Below are 16992 nucleotides of genomic sequence, written 5' to 3'. Positions count from 1 at the left end.
TGGCGCGGGCATCCATGGAGAGCGGCTGCTTTTCTGCGGCATGGCGCCGAAGCCGATCGTCGGGCAACCGGCGCGGGTGCGGTTCGCACGGCCAGGGTGTGTGGCGACCCGTCAGCGGCAGCGGGCTCGGTGGGTCACAGCGCGGTGAAGGTCCACAGCAGGTTGGTGCTGGTGTCGTAGCTCCACTGCTTGGTGACGGAGCCGGAGCTGACGTTGCCGCCTCCGTCGAGGACCAGTCCGGTGGTGCGGTTGGCGATGGAGTACCGGCCGCCGCCGCGGTGGGTGATCGTCCACTGCTGGTTGGTGCCGCCGTTCCAGGGGGCCTGCCGGGCGGGCGAGCCATCGGCGGTGGCTCCCCAGCCGTCGGCGACCATGCCGTTGGTGCGGTTGACCAGCTTGTAGTAGCCGCCGGCGACCGCGACCGCCTGCCACTGCAGGTTGGTGCTGTCGCCCGAGGTCCATTGCTTGAGGTTGGAGCCGGAGGCCACGTCGCCACCGCTGTCCAGGGCGAGTCCGTTGGTGGCGTTGGTGATCCGGAAGTACGTCGCCGGGTTGAACTGGACTTTGAGCGAGGTGATCAGGTCGTTGTTGCCGGTGGCCCGGAGGTCGGGGTTATCGGCGGTGAAGGTCCAGGCGGTGCCGGTATAGGTGTCCCCGGAGTAGCCGATCACCTGGTAGCCCGGGGCCGGTCGGAGGGAGGAGAGGGTGCGCGGGCCCGGCCCGACTGCCGTCAGGTCGGCCGCGGTGTAGTCGCCGAGGGCGAGAACGGCAGCGTTTCCGGTGTAGTTGACGTCCGTGAAGGCGGTGGCGCCGACGAGCGGCCGCAGGGCCGGGATCGTGCCGGAGAAGGTCAGCTTCAGGACGAAGGCGCCCGCGCTGTACGGCGCCGAGGACGGCAGGGTGACGGTGAGGCCGGAGGCGCTCTGCGTCGGTGCGGGCAGATCGATGTAGGTGCCCGAGGTGGGGCCGAGGAGCTTCACCGACGTCAGCGACGAGAGATCGATCCGGTACGAGGCGAGGGTCTTGATGGTCAGCGAGCTGCCGGGCCAGCCCAGGACGGTCGCGTACAGGACGTCGTCGGTCTTGGTGCGGGTGAAGCGGATGTCCTGCGGTGTGCCGGCGGTCGGGCTGGTGAAGGAGCCGCCGCCCATCTTCGTCGGGCCCTCGCCGTACGCCGCCCAGGCCCGGGTCGCGTACACCGACTCGCCGAAGCGTCTCAGGTGGTCGCCGATACCGAGCAGGATGTCCTTCTGGGACTGGGGGATGGTGCCGTCGGCCATCGGCGCGATGTTCAGCAGCACGTTGCCGTTCTTGCTGACCCGGTCGAGGAACGAGTGCAGCATCTGCTGGACGCTGTAGTAGCCGATGCCCTGTGTGTAGCACCAACTGCTGCTCGAGATGCTGTCGTCGGTCAGCCAGTACGGGTAAGTGAGATCGGCCGGGCCGCCGCGTTCGTAGTCGAAGACCGCGCCCTTGGCGTGCATGCCGTCCTTGTAGGTGGCGACGACTTCACGGCCCCAGCTGTCGGCCTGGTTGTAGTAGTACGCCAGGAAGTTCAGGCGCTGTCGCTCGTCGACGGCGTCCAGGTTGAAGTCCTGCCACAGGATGTCGGGCTGAGCGCGGTCGATGACCTCTTTGAGCTTGTCGTACCAGAGCTGGTTCTCCGCGGTCGAACCCAGCTGCCCGTAGAGCTTCTTGAGGCTGGCGTCCGTCTGGGCGGGGGCGTGTTCGTAGAAACCGGTGAAGTTGTACGCGTGGTGCATGGCCACCAGCAGCTTGAGACCCTTGGCGCGGATGGCCGTGGAGAACAGACGCAGCAGGTCGAGACCTGGGCCCTTGTTCACCGAGTTCCACTCGTTGACCTGGCTGTCCCACATGGAGAAGCCGTCGTGGTGTTCGGCGACCGGGCCGGCGAACCTGGCGCCGGCGTCGACGAACAGCTGAACCCACTCATCGGGGTCGAACTTCCCGCCGGCTGATTTCAGTTTCGGTGCGAACTTCACGGTGTTGCCCGCGAGGTCCTTCGCCCCGTCGATGAAGTAGTGGTACGGCCATGCCGACGGCTGGCCGTAGGTCGCGATGTGGTGCCGGTTCGCGTTGCTGCCGGCCTGGTACATGTTGCGCGGGTACCACTCGTTGTCGTAGGCGGGAACACTGAAGGCGCCCCAGTGGAAGTAGATCCCGAACTTGGCGTCCTGGAACCACTCCGGAGCCGGCGGGTGCTGGTCGACCGAGTCCCAGTCCGGCGTGTACGCGCGGGGAGCCGCCTGGGCGGCACCGGCACCGACCACGCCTCCGGCGACGGCCGCCGTGGCCACGCAGGTCGCGGAGGCCAGGAGCTGGCGTCTGTTGATCGAGCTCGGCATGGACACATCCCTGATACGGAGGGGGGCAGGGGGAATGCAGGGCCACGCATGAAGGTGGGCCATGCCGCCAGGGGATGTCAACCAGTGTGCAGGGATGAAAGTGCCCCTGGTGTCGGGGTAGTTGTCGGAGTTACTCCTGTATGGCGTGCATTGCGGCCGTGTAAACATGGCATGTTTTGGCGGTGGGCCGGCCCGTTGAGGCTGACGAGGTGGCGGACAGGCTCGGGCCCTCGCTGCGGTCTGTGCGGCGCACGGCACCCCCGCCCGCCGTGATCGCCTTCCGGCACACGCATCGCCTTATCATGAACGCTACTGTCGGCATTGGGCCGCCGTGGTCACTGGGACGACCGCCGGGCTCAGGTGCTGATCAGGTTGAACGTGCTCGCGGGGCACGGTGGGGGAGGGATGAGCGGTGTCTCTGACGGACAAGGCCATTGAGGAGATCCGTGAGCTGATCCAGACCGGTGCCCTGCCTCCGGGGTCGAAGCTGCCGCCGGAGCCGGACCTGGCCGCTCAGCTGGGACTTTCCCGTAATCTCGCCCGCGAAGCGGTCAAGGCGCTCGCCGTCGCCCGGGTCCTGGAGGTCCGGCGGGGCGACGGCACGTATGTGACCAGCCTTCAGCCGAGTCTGCTGCTGGAGGGGCTCGGCGGCGCGGTGGAACTGCTCCAGGGCGACTCGGTCGCCCTGCAGGACCTCATGGAGGTACGGCGGCTCCTCGAACCCATGGCCACGGCACTTGCCGCCACCCGCATTTCCGACGCCCAACTGGCCGAGGTGCAGCGGCACTTGGACGCCATGCGCGAGGCTCGCGACGACGTCGAACAGCTCAACGCCCACGACGCCGCCTTCCACCGCGCCGTCGTATCGGCCACGGGCAACGAGACCCTCCTCACCCTCCTGGAAGGGATCTCCGGCCGCACCCTGCGCGCCCGCATCTGGCGCGGTCTGGTCGACGACAAGGCCGCGGGCCGCACTCTCGCCGAGCACGAGGCGATCTTCCACGCCCTGTCCGCCCGTGACTCCGCCCTCAGCCAGGCCGCCGCGCTGCTGCACGTGAGCAACACCGAGCAGTGGCTGCGGGGACATCTGCGATCCGGCGAGCTGCTTCCCTTCGGGACGGCAGCGGGGGCGTGACGCTGAGCGTTTCACGCCAAAGTCCTGTACAGCAAAGGAACTTGAGGCTGCCCGGTCCTGCGGATGTTCCGTCTCGCGAATTATGCGAGAGGTATTGACGCTGATCATCGGAACCCTATGATCCTGATCGACACGTCGACCCTTGTTCGAAATGTCGAACATTTAGGGCCGCTCGCACCGACATCATCGGGACAGCCCCAGACGGGTGAACCGGAGCCGCTTGCTCAAGGATGACGAGGTCCTTATGCGCAGACGTAGTTTTTTCAGCCGCAGACATCCGTCTGCGGCGCTCGCCGCCGCGGTTGCGGCCCTGGCCGCGTTGGCGGCCCTGCTTGTTGCCGGCCCGGCTCAGGCGGCCACCACTGGCGACTTGCGCGGTGTTGCTTCCGGCCGGTGTCTCGACGTGGCGGGCTTCAGCCAGGCCGATGGCGCGAACGTGCATATCTGGGACTGCCACGGCGGAACCAACCAGCAGTGGACGTCGACGGACAGCAATCAACTGACCGTGTACGGCAACAAGTGCCTGGACGTCCCGGGCGGCGCCACGTCCGGGACCCCGGTGCGGATCTACACCTGCAACGGCGGCGCGAACCAGCAGTGGCGGGTGAACTCCGACGGCACGATCGTCGGCGTGCAGTCCGGGCTGTGCCTGGACGTCTCGGGCGGCGGTACGGCCAACGGCACGGCGGTGCAGCTCTGGTCGTGCCACGGCGGCACCAACCAGAAGTGGACCGGCCTGTCCGGGTCGGGCGGCACGTGTGCTCTTCCGTCGACCTACCGGTGGACCTCGACGGGTCCACTGGCGCAGCCGGCGAACGGGCAGGTCGCGCTGAAGGACTTCACCACCGTGACGTACAACGGCAAGCACCTGGTCTACGGGACCACCTCCAACGGATCGTCGTGGGGCTCGATGGGGTTCAGTCCCTTCACGAACTGGTCGGACATGGCGACGGCCACCCAGACCGGAATGAACCAGCTCACGGTGGCGCCCAAACTGTTCTACCTCTCAACCAAGAACATCTGGGTGCTGGCCTCGAATGGGTGGGGTACCAACTGGCCCTTCGCCTACCGCACGTCCAGCGACCCCACCAACCCCAACGGCTGGTCCGCCCCGCAGCCGCTGTTCACCGGCAGCCTCCCCGAAGGCTCGGGAGGCACTCCGATCGACCCGACCATGATCGCCGACGACCAGAACATGTACCTGTTCTTCGCCGATGACAACGGCAAGATCTACAGGTCGACCATGCCGCTGGGGAACTTCCCGGCCAGCTTCGGCTCGGCATACACGACGGTCATGAGCGACACGGTGAAGAACCTGTTCGAGGCGCCGGAGGTCTACAAGGTCCAGGGCCAGAACCAGTACCTCATGATCGTTGAGGCTCGGGGCGCCAATGAGGATCGCTTCTTCCGCTCGTTCACAGCCTCCAGCCTGAACGGTTCGTGGACGCCACAGGCCGCCACCGAAAGCAACCCCTTCGCGGGCAAGGCCAACAGCGGTGCCACCTGGACCAACGGCATCAGCCACGGTGACCTGGTCCGCAACAACCCCGACCAGACCATGACCATCGACCCCTGCAACCTGCAGTTCCTCTACCAGGGCTACGCCACCAGCACACCGCCGAACACCGGCTACCTGCAACTGCCGTACCGGCCGGGCCTCCTCACTCTGCAGCGCTGACCCGCCTGATCCACGGTGAGAACCCCAGCCGCGCGTCGGCTGGGGTTCTCTCGTTCGTGGACTCTCATCGTGGGTACGGACGGGAGCCGGTCGATCAGGCGACAGGCTCCAGTCATCGCGCTGCGCGACTTCGGCCTCCTCCTCGCCGCCGTCGCACTTGCCCGCCTCGCCGAGCGCTACCACGGCAAGCGGCAGCACTGAGCAGGGGGTGACTCCCTCATCGCCACTGACGGGCAGGCCTCCCAGGACCGCCCGTCACACCGCGCGGCCCGAGCCGTCTTCCCCTCGCCGCCTCCTCCCGAGCCGCCCACGCATCGGCCGTATTGCCGGTTCCCGCGTGGCTTTCGCGCCGACGGCTCGGTCGAACGGCTGATGTCCGCGACAGGGGCTCCAGCGAAGAATTCGGATGACGGCCGGTGACATCCCGCACGGCACTCGCGGTGCCGATCCCGCCGAGACCACGCCTCCACCCCTTCCCTCACCCCGCCCGCCCGCGTGTCGCCGTCGAGTTGCCCATCGCCGAACGGAGACGCCCCCATGACAGTTGCTGTCGACACGCCCACCGACGCCCGCAGCGGCGCCCCTGCCCGGCGACCGAGAGGCCACCGATGGCTCGCCGGCCGGCTGCGCCGTCATCGCGTACCGCTGCTCGCCACGGCGACCATGCTCCCGCTGTATCTCGTGTGGGCGTTCTTCCGCGCCAACGGCGGCGGAGACCTCGCGGCCCAGGACACCTGGGCGCGCTTCGCCGCCGAGCACGGCGACTCGGCGTACGGACTGTTCTGGTTCGGCGGATTGCACACCGCGAACTACAGCCTGCTCTCGCCGTATCTGATGGGCTTCTTCGGCGTGCGGACGATCGCCGTGGCCTCCGGACTGGCAGCCGGATGGCTGGCCGCGGTGCTGTTCGTGCGATCCGGGATACGGCGTCCGCAGGCACCGGCGCTGCTGGCCGCGTTCGGGCTGTGGGTGGACATCGCGGCGGGCCGGGTGACATTCGCCCTGGGGGTCGCCTTCGCGCTCGCCGCGTGTGTGCTGCTGGTCGGCGAACGGCGTCTGGCGCTGGCCGCCGGGTACGCCATGCTGGCGACCATGGCCAGCCCGGTGGCAGGGCTGTTCCTGGTCGTCGCCGGTGCGGCCTACGGCCTTGTCCGCGACTGGGGGCGGGCCGCCGTGCTCACGATCCCGCCGTTCGTGGTCGTCGGGGCGACCACCTTGCTGTTTCCGTTCGACGGCGAGCAGCCGATGGCCGCGGGGCGGATCTGGTGGCCCGCGCTGCTGGGGCTCGCGGTGGCGACGTGCGCACCACGTGGCTGGCAGGTCGTCCGCTGCGGCGGCGCCGTGTACGCGGCGGGCGTCGGCCTCACCTATGTCACCCCTTCCCCCATCGGCTCGAACGTCGAGCGTCTGGCGCTGCTGTTCGCTCCCGCCGTACTGCTGGCCGGCCTGCTCGGCGTGGAGCGGCCTGCCCGCTGTCAACGCGGGGCTCTCGCCCTGGCGTTGGTCGGTTCCTTGTTCTGGCTGGGATCGGGCACGCCGGTCTCCTTCCTGCAGAGCTCGGGCGCGGTCCCCGCGTGGGCCGACACCCACGGGCTCGTCCGCACGCTCGACCGGCTGGACGCGAACCGCTCACGGGTCGAGGTCGTCCCGGCCGAGGACCACCGCGAGGCCGCCCTGCTCTCCTCGCACGTCAACATGGCCCGTGGCTGGAACACGCAGCTGGACATGGAACGCGGTCGGCTCTTCTACGACGGCACCCTTACCGCCACGACCTACCGGGCTTGGCTGAACCGGTGGGCCGTCGGCTACGTGGCCGTCTCCGACGCCGAGCCCGACCGCTACGGGGCTGCGGAGGCGCGCCTGGTGCGCGCAGAACCGGCCTGGCTGGAACCGGTGTGGAGCGACGCGCACTGGCGTTTGTACCGGGTACGGGACGCGGTGCCGCTCGTGACCGGACCCGCGGAGGTTGTCAGCGCATCGGAGGCGTACATCGTCGTCCACCTGCCGAGGCCGGGTTCGGTGACCGTACGGATCGCCTACTCACCTTGGCTCCACGCCGACAACGGCGGATGCCTGCGGCAACAGGGCGAGTTCACTCGCCTCACCGTCCACGAACCCGGCTTCTACCGGATCTCCTCCGAATACGCGGCCGCGTCCGACATCGCAACGCCGCCCTCGCAGAGGCCACGATGCTGAGGGCGACGTTGCGGGAAAGATCAGTCGTCCTGAACGTCGGGCCGGGCCGAGACTGAGGCTTCCTTCGTCGCGCTGTGCACCAATATCTGTGCCGGCGAGGGGAGAGTTCTTACGGGCCGTGCGGTGAGAGTTATTGCAGCTGCGGCCGGAGCGGAATTGCTCGACGTACGCAGGCCGTTGTGGCGTGCTACTGTCGATCTCAGTTGTTGCAGTTGTGGTTCCCAGAACTCCAAGTGCGCCCCTCGGTTCGTACCGAGCGGGAGCACTTTTGTATTTCCGGTCATTCCGGACGGGGTAATCATCGCGGCGACACGGTGTCCGCGCAGTGCGGATTCCGATGTACTGCCCCAAAGGAGATATGACATGGCTACTGGTACCGTGAAGTGGTTCAACGCGGAAAAGGGCTTCGGCTTCATCGAGCAGGACGGTGGCGGCGCTGACGTGTTCGCCCACTACTCGAACATCGCCGCCCAAGGCTTCCGCGAGCTTCAGGAAGGCCAGAAGGTCAGCTTCGACGTCACGCAGGGCCAGAAGGGCCCGCAGGCCGAGAACATCGTTCCCGCCTGACGCTGACGCCGCACATTTCGTAGCTGGGGCCCGCATCCTTCGGGGTGCGGGCCTCAGCTGCACGCATTTCCGCAGCGGTTCATCTGCGCGACAACGCGGAGGAATACCGGAGCTGCTTTCTTTCACTGTCGGCCGTACCAGTAATTCTCTGCGGTGCCTATTGCTGCGGGGGTTCCTCTGATATGTGCCGTATTGGGGAAGGTTCCGCATGGGCCGCACCTGCACGAACGATCGTTTTGCCCGTACCCGTACCGGCAGTGCTGACCCCGGAAACGGCGGCAGCCGCTTCGGATGGCACAGCCCGCACCGCCGGACAGCGCGCTGAGCCTTGTCGGCCGTTGGGACCGATCGAAACTGACGCATCTCTGCAGGAGGCACCTTGTGACGCTGATCCAGATGCAGTCCCTCCCGGCGAGCGCTGAGCCCACGCGTGCGATGGTGGTTGAGGTCATGGAGACGGGCGGACCGCAGGTCTGTGACGACATGAGCGTCGAGGTGGCGCTGTCCGTCATGTCCGCCGCCCGCACGGGTCGGCTGCTCGTCTGCGACCAGGACGGTCAGTGCACTGGCCTTGTCACCCAGACCGAACTCACCGCCGTCCGCGACAGCTCCGCCTCCACGGAACGCGTCCGCCTGCGCGACATCCTCGGTGACCCCGGGTCCTCCGTCTCGCCCGTGACCGCTGCGGCCGAAGCCGAGCACACGATGCGCTTCCTCCGGCTCGGTGCCGTGCCGGTGGTCGACGAGCAAGGCCGCGCCCTGGGTGTCCTCGCCCTCTCCCGCTGAACCGTCTCACCCTGGTCGTACCGTCCCCCCTCTTCTCCCTGTGAGGCCACATGCGCTGCGTCATCGCCCGCTTCCCCTTCGAGCTCACCAAGAGCGGCGTGCTGGAATCGATGAAGGGCATCAAGCCCGAGCCGGGCACCGGCGAATCTGTGATCGTCGGCCGCCGCCACTACCCCGTCAAGCAGGTCGGCCAGGTCATCACCCGTCAGGACCGCCGTGACTTCACCGCCGCCGAAGTCCTCCGCGCCATGGCCCAGCTCGGCTTCACGTGCCGCACTCTCCCCAAGGCCGCACCCGTCCGCGCCCTGGACGCCGTTCAGGAAGCTTCCGCGATGCTCGGTACCCCCGTATCCGTCTGACCGGGGAGACAAGCGCACGCAGGGATTGAACAGCAGTGTGGGGCCGACCGGCGCACGCCGGTCGGCCCCACACTGCTGTTCAATCCCTGCGTTCTGGTTGCTCAGTGATCGGAATAGCTGAAGTCGCCCACGGTCCAGGCGTTGATGTCCTCGATCGCGACGCGGTACATCCCGCCGGTCTCCGGGATCCCCACCGTGCCCTGCAGGATGCGGGCGACGTGGAAGTGCAGATGCGTGGGTGGCCCGTTCTTCTCCGCGGCGGTATCGAAGATGACGGAGAACTCTCCGAGATGGGTGGAGTCCGTCAGGACCTCCGAGACACGCTGGCGCCACGCTGATTCGGGAGCCAGCCGACCGGTGATGACAGCTCCACCGGTGACGACGGTCAGGGACATCTGATTGCTCTGCCCGGACTCCACCAGGGCGGCGATGGAGACGAGCAACTCATCATGCTTCGACATGGGCGAAGTGTATTCGCCGATGCTCCAGTTGCTTCAGCGGTGGGTGCTACCGGGCGAGACTCGCGCTCACGGTTTTACCGCCGCATGCCCTGTGGGTGACCGCGATGGGGCGGGCGAGTCGGTTGACCACGGGCCGGCCGCAGCCTCCTGTTCCGCCGTTCAGCTCGGGAGCGTGACGATCAGGTTCACGGTGTCGACGGCATCGGCTGCCATCGCCGGTACCAGTCTTGCGCCCCGGCAGACAGCCCAGAGACCAGGCGATGAACGCCTTGCTCCCACCCTCCCTCACTGCTCGAGGCCGATTGTCTCGCTACTGAACATGCAGAAATCTACATCGACAACAGTAGACATTGGGTGGCGTGGTGGTTATGGTTTCTCTCGTAGCCGAGATCAAGCAGGGCCCGGCAGGGATGAACTGCCGGGCAGCAGTACCCGCTGGTGCAGTACGCAGGACGGTGCGGTGGTGGAGTTCCGAAGCCAGGGTTGTTGCAGGACGGTGACGGGGCTGACGACCGGACCGGGTGGCCCGCAGTGCTCAGGGGCCGCCGCGAGCAGGACCGCAGTTCACGCAAGTGCAGTACCTGATAGTGCAGTTCGCAGTACTCAGCAGCGAAGGCAAGTGAGCAGCACCTCGGTGAAGGCGTCGGCTGCGGGCGCGCGCACCGGGAGGTTCGGCAGTGGGGTTCTAAGCCAGAGCAGATGCAGTACGGGCGACGGGGCTGGCTGCCGAAGAGTGGCGCTTACTCAGGCCACCAGTAGTTCGCATCACCAGCAGGACAGAGCACCACGCAGTACCAGCACAACGCTGTCCCCCTTCGGTAAGTAGTTGATCAAGAGGGAAGAACGGAGGAGCCCCGCGCCATCAGGATCGCCCGGGCGGAATGGCAGAGCCCGGGTACCGCAGGACATCGATAGTGAGGTGGTCTCCGGTCACGCAACCGCGATCCCCGCATCACCCCCCTTCCAGGTGGATGTGCGGAAACAGAAGGCCGGCGCAGTAGCAGGGCCGGCAGATGGTGTAGCAGTTCCTCCGGGGCCCGGGTGCCAGTACAGCACCCGGGCCCCTCCATGCGTTCCGCGGAGAGGTGCGAGCGACAACAGGCGACTCGTTAGTGCCTCGGCATTTCATGACGGGTCATCAGTGCGACTGGCAGGCCGTTTCGGCCTGTTGCGCTGATGCCGGGTAGCACGAAGGCCGGCTATCGCGTCGGGTGGGCGTCGAGCCGGAAGTGCGTCAGTAGCCGGTGCCGCGCTTGACCTGCTCTCGCTCGATCCCGTGCGCCGCGCCCTTGTCGTCCAACGTGCGGCACGCGTCCTCGATGTCCTGGCTGAGGCGGTCGACCTGCTCGCGGCTCAGGGTCTCCTTGACCAGGGCGCGCAGGATCTTCACCTTCTCGGCGTTGGGCGGGAGCGTGTATGCCGGAACCATCCAGCCGCGCTCGGCCGAGAGTTGCCAGGCGATGTCGGACTCGTCGTAGGCGTGCTGGCCGGCGAGACGGAAGGCGACCAGTGGCAGCCGCTCGAGGTCGCTGCCGATCACTTCGAAGCGGCCACTGCTGCGCAGGTTGTCCGCCAGGGCGCGGGCGTTGTCCTGCATGATCTTCATGACGTAGGTGTAGCCCTGGCGACCGAGCCGCACGAAGTTGTAGTACTGCGCGAGCATCATCGACGCACCGGTGGAGAAGTTCAGTGTGAACGTCGCGTCGGTCTTGCCCAGGTAGTTCTCGTAGAACACGAGGTCCTTGGCCAGGTCGGCCTCCTCACGGAAGACCAGCCATCCGATGCCGGGGTAGACCAGGCCGTATTTGTGTCCGGAGACGTTGATCGAACGGACCTGTTCGAGCTGGAAGTCCCATTTCGAGTCGGGGTAGAGGAAGGGCCATACGAATGCGCCGCTGGCGCCGTCGACGTGGATCGGGATGTCGAGGTCCCGCTTTTTGCGGACGTCCCGCAGGAGCTTGTCGATCCCGACGACATCGTCCCTGTGGCCGGTGAACGTGGTGCCCAGGACGGCGACGACGCCGATCGTGTTCTCGTCGAGGTGGGGCTCCACGTCCTCAGGGCCGATCGTGTACTTGCCCTCCGCGAGCGGCACGATTCGCGGCTCGACGTCGAAATAGCGGCAGAACTTCTCCCACACGACGTGGACGTCCCCGCCGAAGACCAGATTGGGCCGGTCGGCTGACAGGCCGGCCGCCTGGCGGCGCTGGCGCCACTTCCACTTCAGCGACAGCGCCCCGAGCATGATCGCCTCGGACGAGCCCTGGGTGCGGCACCCGGTCGTCCGGCCCGGCGCGTGGAAGAGGTCGGCGAGCATGCGGACGCACCGCTGCTCGATCTCGGCGGAAATGGGGTACTCCGCGTGGTCGATGAAATTGCGGTGGAGGTTCTCGGCGATCAGCCGTTGCGCCTCCGGCTCCATCCACGTGGTGACGAACGTGGCGAGGTTGCGCTGTGGGTCGCCTTCCATGGCGAGATCCACATCCACGAGCCTCATCGCGTCCGTCGCGGCCATGCCCTCCTCGGGGAAGGTCTCCGAGGGAGCGGGCACGGTCAAGAAGCGGTTCCCGAAAAGAGCTGAATCATCGCGCTTCGTCATGATTCGATCAAACAGTGCCGCCGCTTGCCTTGACGAGAGATGCCCTGGGGCGGGACGCCGGGGCCCCACCCCTGGAACAGGGCTCAGGGAGCGGCGACCTGCATCTTCAGAGGTGGTGAGGCGCGTCGCGAGCTGCCCTGCCGCCGATACTGCAATCGGATGAACACCGGCAAAGGGTGCACTGCACTCTCGGATCTGCGGCAGCGCGGAAAATCGGCGCGCGGCAATCGGATCGCTTCACCGCCACCTGCGACTGATCGCCCCCACTTTGGGCCCGGGCGCACGCTGCTCACATCTCCGAGGATGTTGCGCCTCCGGTCCGGCCGCCAAGCGGCCTCCCGGCAGGAGGCGGAACTTCGTAGCGCCCATTGGATCGCCGAAGCGGCTCAGTAGGTGCTGCTCGCGCGTCCGGTTCCGGCTCCGGAGCGCGGGTCTCACGGCTTGAGCACTGCCAAGACGTCGTCGAGCGAAACGTCGGCGGGGTCACTCATATCGAGACCATCGAACGTCTGCCAGACATAGGACGCCGCGCCGCTCTCCCGCAGCGGATGCAAGTCGGCCAGGTCCGGATCGTCCCGGAAGCTCTTGAAGGCCTCTTCGGACTCCCATTCAACGACAAACAGAACCTGCCGCGGCGCGAGTTCACCGGCTACGCTGTCTCGGAACCGGCCAAACGCCACCATGCGACCACCGTATTGCGGAGCTACCTCTGGCAAGCGGCTGAAATACGCAAGGTACTTCTCCACGTCGACCACGTCGAACATATTCAGGGCGTAAAACTTCTTCTTCTGTGAATTCGCAGGCATGGTCAATATCCTCTTAGGTCTCAGGAAACTGGTGTTGCTGCTCTAGGCGGGTGCGGGGAAGTCGTCCCTACCCCGCTGATCGGTCGGCACTTGCCCGCCTCCGCGACGAATACCGATCGGTTTCCAGTATCGTAAACCGATCGGTTTTAGACCGCAAGCCCCGTCTGGGCGGACGGGCTTGGCGGCTGGCTGTGGTTGATACTCCGGCGGCGTCCGGCCGCGCGCGGCTCCCTCCCGCAGGGACCGGTGTCCAGCCGGGAACAGTTCGCGGCGGCTGTCAACGCGGGCGACGACTTCTTCGCAGCCTCGTCATCGACGCCCGACTACGACGATTACCACCGGGTGATGTTCCTCCACCTCGGCGTGGGCCGTGACCCACGCCGAGGTGGAGGAACGCGCCTTCGCCTCGGGTGCCCGGTCGGGGGACGACCGGGCGCATTGGGACGCCGTACGTGAGCAGCGTCAGGCGCGGGCCTGTCACTGGAACTGTGCGAAGAACCTCCAGATCTCTGCCTTGGTCCAGGTGGTGACGCCGCTTTCGCCGGACGAGCCGTCGACCGGACCGGGTATGTGGCCTCCGTCGAACGCGGCCCATTGGACCGGGTATCCGGCACGGCAGCCCGAGTAGGTGGTGGTGATGTGGGTTCGGCTGCCCGGCGCGGGCTCGCGCGGGCTTTGGGCAGTGCAGCCGTTGTTGGCGACGAACTTGTCGCGCAGGGACCGTCCTTGCCCGATGTTGAGGACGTTGTCGCTGATGCCGTGGATCCCGAAGTAGGCGATGGGCTGGGTGCCGCCGCTGCACCCGCTGATCTGGGCGCCGGACATGACCGCGACGGCCCTGAAGACGTTGGCACGGCTGCATGCGAGTGCGTAGCTCATACCGCCGCCCCAGCTGAATCCCGTGGCGAAGCGCTGTGCCGGGTTGACACAGAGGCCGCCCTCGATGCGCCGGATCATGTCGTCGACGAAGGTGACGTCCTCACCGCCCGAGTTGGCCCAGCCGTTGCCGAGGCCCTGGGGGGCGACGAGGATGGCGCTGTTGTTGGACTGTTCCTGTTGGCCGTAGTAGGACCAGGCGGTCCCGCTCGTGCCGCCAGAGGCGACCTCGCCGGCGGTTCCGCCGCGCCAGTGGAACGCGAAGATCAGCCGGTAGCGGTGGCTGTTGTCGTAGTTGGCGGGAACCCTGAGGATGAAGCTGCGGCTCTTGCCGCCGCTCTGGATCGTGTGCGTACCGCTCGTCAGAGTCGGGGCGGTGCCGCATCCGCCGCCGTCACCGCCACCGGACGACAGCTTGATCATCTGCCACTGCTGGTTGGCGCCGCCCCAGTCGGAGTACTGGACGACGTTGCCGCCGTCGGCGGTGGAGGCACCCTGCACCTCCACCGCCTTGCCGCTGGTGCGGTTGATCAGCCGGACGTGACCCGCGTCAGAGTCCGCCAGGCGGAACTGCTGGTTGGCCCCGTTCTGGTCGGCCCACTGCTGGATCGCGGCACCGTCCGCGGTCGAGGCGCCTGCCACGTCGAGGACCTTGCCCGAATGCCGCGCCTTGAGCCGGTAGAAGCCGCCGCCGGAGTCCACGAACTGCCACTGCTGGTTGGCTCCGTCGTGGCGCGTCCACTGGCTGACCCGCGCGCCGTCGGCGGTGGACGTGTCGGAGACGTCCAGCGCCTTGCCGCTGTTGCGGTTGACCAGGACGTACCAGGCATTGGTGTCCACCGTCGCCGCCTCGGCGGGTGCCGGGTTCACCACGGCGAGCATGCCGATGGCGAGGGCCGCCGCCACCACGGCGGCGATCCGGGACCACCAGCGATGTCTCGGTGGAGGGGCGAGAGCCGCACCGTAGGTCTTCATCGATTCACTCCTTCGTTGATGGCAGGTCCCATCAGGTGCGGGTCCAGCGTTGGTTGCTGCCGTTCGAGCAGGAGTAGAGCTGGATCAGGGTGCCGTTGGCGGTGCCGGCCGCGACGGCGTCGAGGCAGAGGCCGGACTGGACGCCGACGATGGATCCGTCGGAGTTGAGGCGCCATTTCTGGTTGTCGGCGCCCCAGCAGCTGTAGATCTGGACCTTGCTGCCGTTGGCGGTGCCGCCGGCGTCCAGGCACTTGTTGCCGTAGACCCTGAGTTCACCGGCGGCGGTGTAGGTCCACTGCTGGTTGGTGCCGTTGTTGCAGTCCCACAGCTGGAGCTGGGTGCCGTCGGTGGTGCTGCTGCTGGGCACGTCCAGGCAGCGGCCCGACCCGGCGCCCTTGATCTGTCCGGAACCCGAAGGGGGCGTGGTGGTGCCGCCGTTGAGTGCGTTGAGGACGGCGGTGTAGGCGGCCTTCTTGCTGCCGTCGCCGTTGAACAGCAGCGGTGTGTCCTGCGCTCGCCAGGAGTCGGTGTCGCGCACACCCCAGACGGTGATGCCGAGGCAGCGCGGGACGGCCAGGCAGTCGTTGGTCACGTTGGCGTAGGTCGTGGCCGAGGCGCCCTGGATGTCGAGTTCGGTGATGGCCACGTCGACGCCGAGGGCGGCGAAGTTCTGCAGGGTGGCGCGGAAGTTGCTGTTGTAGGGGCTGCCGCTGTTGAAGTGCGACTGGAAGCCGACGCAGTCGATCGGCACGCCGCGCTGCTTGAAGTCCCGGACCATGGCGTACATGGCCTGGGTCTTGGCCCAGGTCCAGTTCTCGACGTTGTAGTCGTTGTAGCAGAGCTTGGCGGCCGGGTCGGCGGCGCGCGCGGTGCGGAAGGCGACCTCGATCCAGTCGTTGCCGGTGCGCTGCAGGTTGGAGTCGCGCCGGGCTCCCGAACTGCCGTCGGCGAAGGCCTCGTTCACAACGTCCCACTGGGCGATCTTGCCCTTGTAGTGAGCCATCACCCCGTTGATGTGGCCGATCATCGCCTGCCGCAGGGTGCTGCCGCTGAGGCTCTGCATCCAGCCGGGCTGCTGGGAGTGCCAGGCCAGGGTGTGGCCGCGCACCTGCTTGCCGTTCTGCACCGCCCAGTTGTAGACGCGGTCACCGGCGGTGAAGTTGAACTGGCCCCGCTGCGGTTCGGTGGCGTCGATCTTCATCTCGTTCTCGGGCGTCACCATGTTGAACTCACGGCCCGCGATCGTCGTGTACGCGGAGTCGCCCAGCCTGCCCGAGGCGATGGCGGTGCCGAAGTAGCGCCCGCTCTGCGCCGCCGCGGCGCCCAGCGTGCTCTCGGCGGCGTGTGCGGGCGGTGGCGCGGCCAGTGCGGCGACCGTTCCTAGGACGCCGGCGATGAGCGCCAGCAGCAGGCCGCGGATCTTCTGGCGGATAGCGGGTCTGGGAAGGGCGTACGAGCCCATGACTGTGCCTCCAAGGGAGAAATCACGGAAGGACTGAAGCGCAGGGGAATGTGTCGTCCGCTCCCACCGGGCAGAGGGGCGGGGCGGCCGGAACCCAAGATCTCGGCCGGCACGGGCGGCGCCCGGTCGGTTGTCGGGCGCCGTGCGGCGGGGCGGCGGTGTTTCGACACAGGCATGGGGGTGCTCCATCGCGGCTCGATCGGGGGACCGTCACGCGCCATCGCGTACCTCTCCGACTGTGCGAAGAGCCAAGATGCGTTGGTGCGAACCTCACCGGAACGTGACGGGGTGGCGCAGGTGCTGTGGCGCGCGGATCTGTCGTGCAGCACAGATGGCCCAGGACCATCGATGGTCGATATCCCGAACTGCAGCCGGTTTCTCGGGTGGGGGGTGATTGAAGGGATGATTGAGGCATTGATGATGGACCGTCAATACTCTCCGCAGAAGAAATTTCGGTTCTGCGTCCGAAACATTCGGAAATCGTGCCGTGAACTGGCAAGCCGTCTCGCGCAACCCGGAGCTGTTCTGATCGGCGTGACAGCTTGTCAAGCTCCAGGGAGGGAGGCGCTGTTTGTAGACAGATCGGCGACAGGCCTTGACCGGAGCGCGTCACATTCCTAGCTTGTGGCGTCGAAGCATCCGGGAATTCTTCGAAACTTTCGAGATGCCTCTGGCCCCTACACGTCCCCTCTACGCTTCATCGGGGTCAACTCACCCCGCCCCCAA

General features: G+C 67.1%; 13 protein-coding genes. 7 read left to right on the top strand and 6 right to left on the bottom strand.

Translation table 11 applies throughout. From position 1 onward, the window contains the following. Positions 1 to 134: 134 nt before the first annotated feature. Positions 135 to 2366: an alpha-L-fucosidase gene (locus QF037_RS04010; protein WP_307021849.1), complete on the bottom strand. Its 2232-nt coding sequence runs from the start codon at positions 2364 to 2366 to the stop codon at positions 135 to 137. 412 nt (positions 2367 to 2778) lie between these two features. Between QF037_RS04010 and QF037_RS04005 the strand changes: the two genes are divergently transcribed. The 7 genes from QF037_RS04005 (at position 2779) to QF037_RS03975 (ending at position 9087) form a co-directional block, all read left to right on the top strand. Continuing rightward, entirely contained in the window at positions 2779 to 3501 is a 723-nt protein-coding gene (locus QF037_RS04005; protein WP_307021847.1) for a FadR/GntR family transcriptional regulator, read from the top strand. 244 nt (positions 3502 to 3745) lie between these two features. Beyond that, the gene (locus tag QF037_RS04000) at positions 3746 to 5179 is read left to right on the top strand and encodes a non-reducing end alpha-L-arabinofuranosidase family hydrolase (RefSeq protein WP_307021845.1); all 1434 of its coding nucleotides are present in this window, start codon (positions 3746 to 3748) and stop codon (positions 5177 to 5179) included. A 69-nt stretch (positions 5180 to 5248) separates the two neighbouring features. After that, positions 5249 to 5380: a hypothetical protein gene (locus QF037_RS03995; protein ID WP_307021843.1), complete on the top strand. Its 132-nt coding sequence runs from the start codon at positions 5249 to 5251 to the stop codon at positions 5378 to 5380. A 336-nt stretch (positions 5381 to 5716) separates the two neighbouring features. Beyond that, positions 5717 to 7375, top strand: coding sequence for a hypothetical protein (locus QF037_RS03990; protein ID WP_307021841.1), 1659 nt, complete (start codon positions 5717 to 5719; stop codon positions 7373 to 7375). A 363-nt stretch (positions 7376 to 7738) separates the two neighbouring features. Continuing rightward, positions 7739 to 7942 (top strand): cold-shock protein, encoded by a 204-nt coding sequence (locus QF037_RS03985; RefSeq protein ID WP_034275260.1) that lies wholly within the window; start codon positions 7739 to 7741, stop codon positions 7940 to 7942. Between the two features lie 381 nt (positions 7943 to 8323). Next, positions 8324 to 8728, top strand: a complete 405-nt coding sequence (locus QF037_RS03980) for a CBS domain-containing protein (RefSeq protein ID WP_307021834.1) — start codon at positions 8324 to 8326, stop codon at positions 8726 to 8728. A gap of 50 nt (positions 8729 to 8778) precedes the next feature. Then, on the top strand, positions 8779 to 9087 hold the full coding sequence (locus QF037_RS03975) for an SCO5918 family protein (protein ID WP_307021833.1): 309 nt from the start codon (positions 8779 to 8781) through the stop codon (positions 9085 to 9087). 101 nt (positions 9088 to 9188) lie between these two features. Here the strand turns inward: QF037_RS03975 and QF037_RS03970 are convergent, their stop codons facing one another. The 5 genes from QF037_RS03970 to QF037_RS03950 form a co-directional block, all read right to left on the bottom strand. Continuing rightward, positions 9189 to 9548 carry a hypothetical protein gene (locus QF037_RS03970; RefSeq protein WP_307021831.1) on the bottom strand — a complete coding sequence of 120 codons (360 nt, stop codon included), beginning with the start codon at positions 9546 to 9548 and terminating at the stop codon, positions 9189 to 9191. 1234 nt (positions 9549 to 10782) lie between these two features. Continuing rightward, the gene (locus tag QF037_RS03965; protein ID WP_307021829.1) at positions 10783 to 12147 is read right to left on the bottom strand and encodes a glutamate decarboxylase; all 1365 of its coding nucleotides are present in this window, start codon (positions 12145 to 12147) and stop codon (positions 10783 to 10785) included. A gap of 434 nt (positions 12148 to 12581) precedes the next feature. Further along, positions 12582 to 12953, bottom strand: a complete 372-nt coding sequence (locus tag QF037_RS03960) for a DUF1330 domain-containing protein (protein WP_307021827.1) — start codon at positions 12951 to 12953, stop codon at positions 12582 to 12584. Positions 12954 to 13430: 477 nt separating this feature from the next. Beyond that, positions 13431 to 14738: an RICIN domain-containing protein gene (locus QF037_RS03955; RefSeq protein ID WP_373463938.1), complete on the bottom strand. Its 1308-nt coding sequence runs from the start codon at positions 14736 to 14738 to the stop codon at positions 13431 to 13433. 97 nt (positions 14739 to 14835) lie between these two features. Continuing rightward, positions 14836 to 16266 carry an endo-1,4-beta-xylanase gene (locus QF037_RS03950; RefSeq protein WP_307021823.1) on the bottom strand — a complete coding sequence of 477 codons (1431 nt, stop codon included), beginning with the start codon at positions 16264 to 16266 and terminating at the stop codon, positions 14836 to 14838. Between the last annotated feature and the right edge of the window lie 726 nt (positions 16267 to 16992).

The sequence above is a fragment of the Streptomyces canus genome (assembly GCF_030815415.1).
Lineage (GTDB): Bacteria > Actinomycetota > Actinomycetes > Streptomycetales > Streptomycetaceae > Streptomyces > Streptomyces canus_F.
This window is presented reverse-complemented; position numbering and strand designations above follow the sequence as displayed.